Origin of the sequence: Nonomuraea aridisoli (assembly GCF_003236395.1) — a bacterium.
GTDB lineage: Bacteria > Actinomycetota > Actinomycetes > Streptosporangiales > Streptosporangiaceae > Nonomuraea > Nonomuraea aridisoli.
This window is the reverse complement of record NZ_POUD01000386.1, coordinates 1-6,880: the sequence shown is the minus strand read 5'-3', so window position 1 is coordinate 6,880 and position 6,880 is coordinate 1. Positions and strand designations below refer to the sequence as shown.

7 protein-coding genes and 1 pseudogene are annotated in these 6,880 nt (G+C 72.7%); 3 read left to right on the top strand and 5 right to left on the bottom strand.

Annotated elements, in window-relative coordinates; all coding sequences use genetic code 11:
- A pseudogene (locus C1J01_RS44800) lies at positions 1-354 on the top strand (hypothetical protein); the annotation flags it as partial.
- Positions 355-433: 79 nt separating this feature from the next.
- On the opposite strand, the gene C1J01_RS44795 reads toward C1J01_RS44800, so the two are convergent.
- Both C1J01_RS44795 and C1J01_RS44790 read right to left on the bottom strand, forming a co-directional pair.
- Entirely contained in the window at positions 434-1,630 is a 1,197-nt protein-coding gene (locus C1J01_RS44795; protein ID WP_111185102.1) for a M14 family zinc carboxypeptidase, read from the bottom strand.
- Positions 1,631-1,637: 7 nt separating this feature from the next.
- A complete protein-coding gene (locus C1J01_RS44790; RefSeq protein ID WP_181449315.1) occupies positions 1,638-2,672 on the bottom strand; it encodes a M14 family zinc carboxypeptidase in 1,035 nt (344 codons plus the stop codon).
- Between the two features lie 815 nt (positions 2,673-3,487).
- Between C1J01_RS44790 and C1J01_RS44785 the strand changes: the two genes are divergently transcribed.
- Together C1J01_RS44785 and C1J01_RS44780 are read left to right on the top strand one after the other, a co-directional pair.
- Entirely contained in the window at positions 3,488-4,273 is a 786-nt protein-coding gene (locus tag C1J01_RS44785; RefSeq protein ID WP_111185100.1) for a MerR family transcriptional regulator, read from the top strand.
- Positions 4,270-4,818: a GyrI-like domain-containing protein gene (locus C1J01_RS44780; protein WP_146615961.1), complete on the top strand. Its 549-nt coding sequence runs from the start codon at positions 4,270-4,272 to the stop codon at positions 4,816-4,818. The genes C1J01_RS44785 and C1J01_RS44780 overlap by 4 nt, the downstream gene beginning before the upstream one ends.
- Here the strand turns inward: C1J01_RS44780 and C1J01_RS44775 are convergent.
- From C1J01_RS44775 to C1J01_RS44765, 3 genes are all read right to left on the bottom strand, one after another.
- Complete coding sequence (locus C1J01_RS44775) at positions 4,796-5,254, bottom strand: hypothetical protein (RefSeq protein WP_111185098.1); 459 nt, start codon at positions 5,252-5,254, stop codon at positions 4,796-4,798. The two genes, C1J01_RS44780 and C1J01_RS44775, sit on opposite strands and share 23 nt — an antisense overlap.
- Before the next feature lie 130 nt (positions 5,255-5,384).
- Positions 5,385-6,164, bottom strand: a complete 780-nt coding sequence (locus tag C1J01_RS44770; protein WP_111185097.1) for an alpha/beta fold hydrolase — start codon at positions 6,162-6,164, stop codon at positions 5,385-5,387.
- Between the two features lie 64 nt (positions 6,165-6,228).
- The coding region (locus C1J01_RS44765) for a DUF4352 domain-containing protein (protein ID WP_111185096.1) at positions 6,229-6,880 on the bottom strand (652 nt) is incomplete at its 5' end.

Here is a 6,880-nt window from a genome sequence, read left to right as displayed (position 1 = left end):
AGGCCGAGGCCGATGCCGACCCCGACCCCGACCGCCCTGGCACCGGGCAGCACGGGCCAGGACGGCACGGGGCCGGGGAGCTCTGGAGCCGGCACCGGCACAGGGGGCACGGATGCCGGCGGCGTCGGCGCAGCCGCGGCCGACGATGCCGGGGTTGTCAGTGCCGGGGTTGTCAGTGCCGGGGTTGTCGATGCGGGAGCCGCCGATGCGGGGGCCGCCGAGGCCGGGCTCGCGCCGGTCGCGTCCGAGACGACGTACCCCCGCTACGGCGGCCCGCTGACCGCCGTAGCGCTGCTGGCCGCCGCCGCGGTGGCCGCATCGCTGGTCGTCCGCCGCCGGCGGGCCACCGCGTAGCCTCACGCACGGTCCCGGTCGGCGCGGCCGCTTCCGTCGCGCCGACCGGGGCGTCACCCCCACAACCCCGGGCCCGGTCCTACTGGGTCTCGGGGATGTCGTCGTAGCGGGCGGGGTCGACCTGGGTGACCGACCCGTCCGCGAGGGCGTCGATGATCCCGTCGAGGCCGTTCACCACCGTCTGCACGAGCTGGCCGCGTTGCTTGGCGCCCCAGGTCTGCGTCTGGCCCCGCACCTCGAACAGGACGGTGCCGGAGCCGTTCAGCGCGAACGAGCCGAGCCCCGTGCCGGGCAGGTCGATGTCCTGCGGGTAGAGGGTCAGCGACCCGAACGGGGACTCGCCGCGCGTCTGCAGCGCGTCGTACGCGGCCAGGGTGAGCTGCTTGGAGTAGTCGAGCCGGTAGCCGCGGTCGTACTCCTGGTGGTTGGCGATGTCGATGAACTTGCCCGACAGCGACATGGTCACCTGGTTCTCGCCGCTCTCGTCCAGGTCGCAGGGGCCCTGGTGGTGCAGGTCGACGTAGGTGTCGACGGCGCCGAACTCCGTCTTCAGCGACTTGTACAGGTCCCTGATCGCCTGCGACTCCGGATGGATGTACCAGCCGGTCTGGGCCGAGGAGCCGGGGAAGTCCTCGGGCCGCGGCACGTAGTCGAGGTCGGGGTGGTAGTCGCGGTTGACGTCGAACCCGGGGCGCGAGGCGTAGTCGTCGCCCGACCGCGGCTGGGTGTAGTAGTTCCACGCCGGCCGCGCGGAGGCCAGCTGCGGGAAGTCCGCGACGACCTCGGCCCAGGTGCGGTCGTTGCCGCGCCGGTCGAGCTCGGCGGCGTCCGGGTTCATCTTGGGCACCGCGACGAGCGTCACCTGCGAACGCAGCCGCCGCGCCTCCGGCGTGGGCGCCGTGAAGTCGCGCAGCAGGGCGAGCAGCGCGTCGGTGCCGGTCTTCTCGTTGCCGTGGATCTCACTGGTGATCAGCACGACCTTGGGGCCGGTGCCGGTGCGGGCCGCCCAGATCGCGCGTCCCCGGTTCGAGGCGCCGATCTGGCTGACGTCGAGGACGTCCGAGCGCTGCGCCTCCAGGGTCTCCAGCGCGTCGCGCAGCTCGGCGTGGTCGGTCCACGCGTTCGCGCCGGTGTCGCCGGTCGAGGTGCCGCAGTGCGCGTTCGCGGGCGGGGCGGCCTGCGCGTTGGCGGGCGAGGCCCCCGTCACGGTCGCCGTCACGGTGGTGGCCACCAGGGCGGCCGCCGCCAGGGCCGCGTACGTCTTCCTGTTCGTCATACGTGCCTCACTCGTCCTCGTGCTGGTCGAGCGACGGGCCGCGGTCGGGGATGGTGTCGGCGATCGCCGGGTCGACGGCGGCGAGGCTGCCGTCCGCGGCGGCCTGGAGCAGGGAGGTCATGGAGGCGTACGCCGTGCGGATCAGGTAGCCGCCGGACTTCTGGCCGAGGTCGCCGCGCAGCTCGACCAGCAGGCTCGCGCTGCCCTGAAGGCCGAAGGAGTTGCGCGCGATGCCCGGGAGCGCGTCGCCCGGGTAGCGGCTGACGTCGGCGAAGCCGTACTGCTCCAGCGAGGTGTACACCAGCCCGGCGACGCGCTTGCTGTCGGCGAGGACGTCCGGCGCCACCCCGGCGTTGGTCGGCCACAGGATCGAGGCGGTGGCCAGGGAGCCGTCGGGCTGGCGGTAGCTGCCCTGGTGGTGGTAGTCGACGGTGATGTCCGGGCGCCACGAGCGCACCATCCGCTGGATGGCGGCCGACTCCGGCACCGGGTTGGCCTCGGGCGACATGGCCGGGTCGTGGTAGCGGTTGATGTCGAACCCGACCCCGGCCCGGCAGAAGGCGCCCGAGCAGTCAGGGTCGACGTTCTGCCGCTGGAAACGTTCGGTGCCGTCGGGGTTCGCCCGTACGACGATGCGCAGGGTCACGTCGTCGAGCACGTCGCGGGTCCACCCGGCCTGGTTGCCGCCGATGCGCTGCAGCAGCTGCAGGGCGGCCTCCGTGCCGAGAGGCTCGTTGCCGTGCTGCTGGGTGATGTAGAGGACCTTGGTCGGGCCGGTGCCGACGGTGGCGGACCAGATGTCACGGCCTTCGTGCGTCGTGCCGATCGACTCGACGTCGATCGCGCCCTTGGAGCGCTGCTCCAGGCGTTCCAGCGCGGTGGTGAGCTCGTCGTAGGTGTGCAGGCGCTCCAGCGACACCTGCTGCGAGTCCTGGACCCAGGGGCCTCCGGGCGTCGTGGGGTCGGCGTGAGCCGTCGCCGTCCCCGAGATCGCGAGCCCGAGTAAGGCGGCCAGGACGACCGCTGCCCGTTGTTTTCCCAACAAAACAGCCTCCTCAATTCCACGCGTGTCCGCGGTGGTGAAACCGCTTCGTGGGCGTGTTTCACCACCGCGGGAATTCACAGGTTTTCTGCAGGAATCAGAACCGCTCCGGTGGGGGCGACGTGCACGAACGGACGCCGCCCGCTCCACGGGGATATGCAGCGAACAGGACGGGACCGTGGCCGCTGAGACATGCGACGGAAATAGGAGCGTCCTTCCCTCACGCTGCTGAACGGCGGCCGGTGGGACCGCCACAACTCTTTTAACAAACACAAAACAGCATGACAATAGTCACGTTCAGTGTTGATAACGCCCCGTACCGTCATTCGCGTCACGGGGGCGGGGAGGTCCACGCAGGTGGAACGGGCTGCACCGGTCGGGCTCGCCGCGTTATCGGCGTTCCGGTGACCGGGTTTTCGACCCGGCCATTACCCGGATGGAATTCCACCTCCACAGGACCGGGAACGCGTCCAGGGTGGGGCCGTGATCGACATCCGGGCCGCCGGGCCCGGCGGCGTGGCGGCGATCGCCGCTCTCATGGCGGGTCGCCGGCACGCTGGACGACTACGCCGTCGTGGACGAGCGCGACCGGCCCACGACCGGCACCGCCCTGCTCCACGCCGTCACCGACGAGGCCCGCCGGCGCGGCGCCGCCCATGGTCGTCGTGGTCTGCGGTCACGCCGACACCCCGAAACGCGAAGCCCTCCGCCAGGCCGGCCTCTCCATCGCCTCCGAGTGGTGGACCACCCCGCTCTGACGCCGGGGCCTCGTTCCCGCCGATCGACGGCTGGACTCTCCCACAGGGGGAGACCCCATGCTGGAGGGCATGGACGAGGAGCTGCTGCCGATCGGGCGGTTCGCCAGGCTCGGTCGGCTGAGCGTCAAACAACTGCGGCACTACGCCGAGCTCGGGCTGCTGGCGCCCGCGTACGTGGACGAGCACACCGGGTACCGCTACTACCGGCACGAGCAGGTGCGCGACGCGCTGTCGATCGGGCTGCTGCGCTCGCTCGACGTCCCGCTCGCCGTCATCGCGCAGGTGCTCTCCGACACGCCCGGCGCCCTGGCGGGGGTGCACGAGCGGATGGAAGCCGAGCTGGCCAGGCGCCGGTCGACGCTGGCCGCGCTGGAGCGCGTCATGGCGGAGGGCCTGCCGTCCGCTCCGGTCACGCTGGTCACGGAACCTGCGAGACGGGTGGCGGTGGCCGCGGCGACGGCGGCGGACCCGTCCGACATCGGCAGGGCCACCTCGGCCGCCATCGCCAGGCTGCTGGCCGCCGCGCCGGCCGTCGTCCCCGAGCTCATCGGCCTGTTCCCGCTCGACCTCGGCGAACCCGTCACCGTCACCGTCGCCCTGGTCGGCGAAGAGCCGGTGGACGGGGCCGAGCTCGACGTGCTGCCAGGCGGCCGGTTCGCCCGCGCCACCCACGTCGGTCCCTACGACCAGATCGGGCTGACCGCGCACGCGCTGCTGGCCTGGTGCGCCGAGCGCCGCCATCCCGTCCAGGGGCCGATCCGCGAGGTGTACGTGTCCGACCCGGCGACCACCCCGCCCGATCGCCTGATCACCCACCTGATGATTCCTTTGGAGGAGCCATGACACCACGATTGGTCCACCGCGCCCCCGTCACGTGCCTGAACGTCACCGGCATGGGCGAGCCCGGCGGCGCCGAGCACCTCTCGGCCATCGGCGCCCTGTACGCCGTGGCCGCCGCCATGGGCGGCCCCGCGGGGCCGTTGGAGGGCCGTTGGTGGGTGGAGGACGCCTCCCGGCCGCCGCTGGAGGTGCCGCGCGACCAGTGGCGGTGGCATCTGCTGCTGCCGCTGCCCGACATGCCCGAGCCGGGGGCGGCCGAGGCGGCGCGCGAGCGGGCACGCGCGTCCGGCGCGGCCGTCGACCGCGTGCAGGTGGTCACCTTCACCGAGGGCGAGTGCGTGGAGTTGCTCCACGAGGGGCCCTACAGCGAGGAGAAGGCGTCGCTCGAGGTGATGGAGGCGTTCATGGCCGAGCACGGTCTGGTGCGCAACGGGCTGCACCACGAGATCTATCTGACCGAGTTCACCGCTCCCGAGCCCAGGACGATGCTCAGGCAGCCGGTGGCGCGCGCCGCCGACCTGAGCCTCACCGTGCGGGAAGGCGGGTGAAGGTGGCGCCCCGCAGGACGGCGCGGGCGCCGAGGACGTGCCCGTCGCACATCATCGTCACCGTCCCGGCCTCGTCGGTCACCTTCCACGTCACCGGCTCCGCGCAGGGCTTGGCGAGCCGGTCGTGGTCCCACGTGCGACCGCACACCCGGCACGTGGAGGTGCCGGCCGTGGACGACAGGGTCCTGCCGTGCTCGGGGCAGACGCCCCACGGCATGCCGCACTCGCGTACGGCCCAGAGCCGGTCGAGGTCGCCCGCCGCGCGCCGGAGGTCCTCGCTCCCCCGCTCGAACCAAGCGGCGGCCTGAAGGGCCGCGGCGAGCGGGTCGCGCTCGGGCGCGTCGGCGGCGACGCCGTCGCACAACGCCCGGACCTCGTCCGCGAGCGCCCCGGCGCGGTCGGCGAGGAAGCGTAACTGGGCGGGGGTGAGGTTCATACCGGCTCTCGTCTCGACGAGGGCCGCCTGGGCGGCGACGGATTCGGGATGCCATGGCCGGCTGGGCCGACGCCCGTGATCCTAACTCTCCCGCCACCCCGGCGGCGGCGCCCGTGTACCTGCCGGGTGGTCAACGCAGGTGGTCGAGAACGTCCTCGACCGCCTCGACGACGATCTCGGGCTGGTCGTGCGGGATCTGGTGGGTGGCGCGGCCGGCGACGAGCAGGCGTCCTCGGGGAGAGCGGGCGGCGAGCGCGCGGTGGCCGTTCTCCAGGTACGCGAGCTGGGCGCGAGGCATGCGGGGGCGCCGGCAGGCGGTGATCACCCGGAGGGGGACGGGTGGGAACCCACCGGTCTCCAGGGCGGCCTCGACCTCGCGCATGTGGCGCGGCAGGCCCGCCAGGAGGGCGGCGAGCTCCCGGAACTGCCAGGCGCCGGCGGTGGGCAGCAGCGCGCGGAGGCGGAGCAGCCGTACGGCCAGGGCGAACGACACGGTACGCACCAGCGCCGACCCCGGCGGCTGCCCGCTCACCGTCGGATCGACGAAGACCAGCCCCGCCACGTCGCCGGGATGCCGCACGGCGAGGACCTGGACGACCAGCGCCCCGAAGGACCATCCGGCGAACACCGCCGGCAGCGGCACGCCGAGCCCGTGCAGCAGGCGGTGCAGGTCGTCGGCCATCTCGGCGACGCTCTCCGCGGCCGGCCCGCCGGACCGGCCGACGCCCGCCCGGTCGTACGTCACCAGGGTGGCCGACCCGGCCAGCCTGCCCTCCAGCTCACTCCCCCAGGCGTCGTCGGTGCCCTGCCCCGCGCCGCCGCAGTCGAGGACGAGCGTGGGGCCGTCGCCGCGCACCCGTACGCACAGCTTCCGTTCACCTACGGGGACCAGCCGCGTGTCATCATGCATGCCGTCAACATACGTTGACGCAGCCGTGAGCGTCAACCGCGATTGACGCTCACGAGGACGCGTGTCAGCCGAGCTTCCACTCGCCCGTCTGATCGGCGAACCCGCTGTTCAACGTGAACTGGAACTTCGCCGCCCGCGCCGGCTCCGGCACTTCGAACACGATGACGCCCTTGCGGACGTCGCCTGTGTTGATCGTCGCGGAGCCGCCGAACGACTGCCCTTCCTGTACGTCGTGCAGCGTGGAGTGATACTGCTGGCCTTCCGCGTCGATCAGCACCGCCCCGTTCGTGGGAGAGTCGCTGTACACCGCCTGTCCGGAGTTCTCCAGGGTGAGCTCGACGGCGACGAGCTTCCTGCCCGTCCCCGGCTGGGAGAACTGGTCGCCCGTCGCCGGGTCCACCAGCTTCGTGACGGTCACCGTCATCTCCAGCCCGGGGTCGTTCCCCGCGAGTGTGAGGGCGCCGCCGACCGCCGCCGTGGACGGCTGCGGGGTCGCCACGTCGTCCTCGGCCGGCGGCGCGTCGGTCTCCGGCCGCTCGGACGGCATGACGAGGTTCGGCGGATCGGCCTCCACCACCGTCTCCCTGGCGGTGTTCGCCAGGACCATCACGACGGCTCCGCATCCGCCCAGGAGCAGCAGCGGAAGACCGATCGCGAGCAGCAGGATCAGGCCGGTGTTGCGCTGGGGCTGAGGCGGGGGCGGGGGCGGAGAGGTG

Bases quoted from the DNA above. Each gene is read 5' to 3' on its own strand.
- C1J01_RS44775 (WP_111185098.1), bottom strand. From the start codon at position 5,254: ATGAACCTCACCCCCGCCCAGTTACGCTTCCTCGCCGACCGCGCCGGG.
- C1J01_RS44770 (WP_111185097.1), bottom strand. From the start codon at position 6,164: ATGCATGATGACACGCGGCTGGTCCCCGTAGGTGAACGGAAGCTGTGC.
- C1J01_RS44785 (WP_111185100.1), top strand. From the start codon at position 3,488: ATGCTGGAGGGCATGGACGAGGAGCTGCTGCCGATCGGGCGGTTCGCC.
- C1J01_RS44780 (WP_146615961.1), top strand. From the start codon at position 4,270: ATGACACCACGATTGGTCCACCGCGCCCCCGTCACGTGCCTGAACGTC.
- C1J01_RS44795 (WP_111185102.1), bottom strand. From the start codon at position 1,630: ATGACGAACAGGAAGACGTACGCGGCCCTGGCGGCGGCCGCCCTGGTG.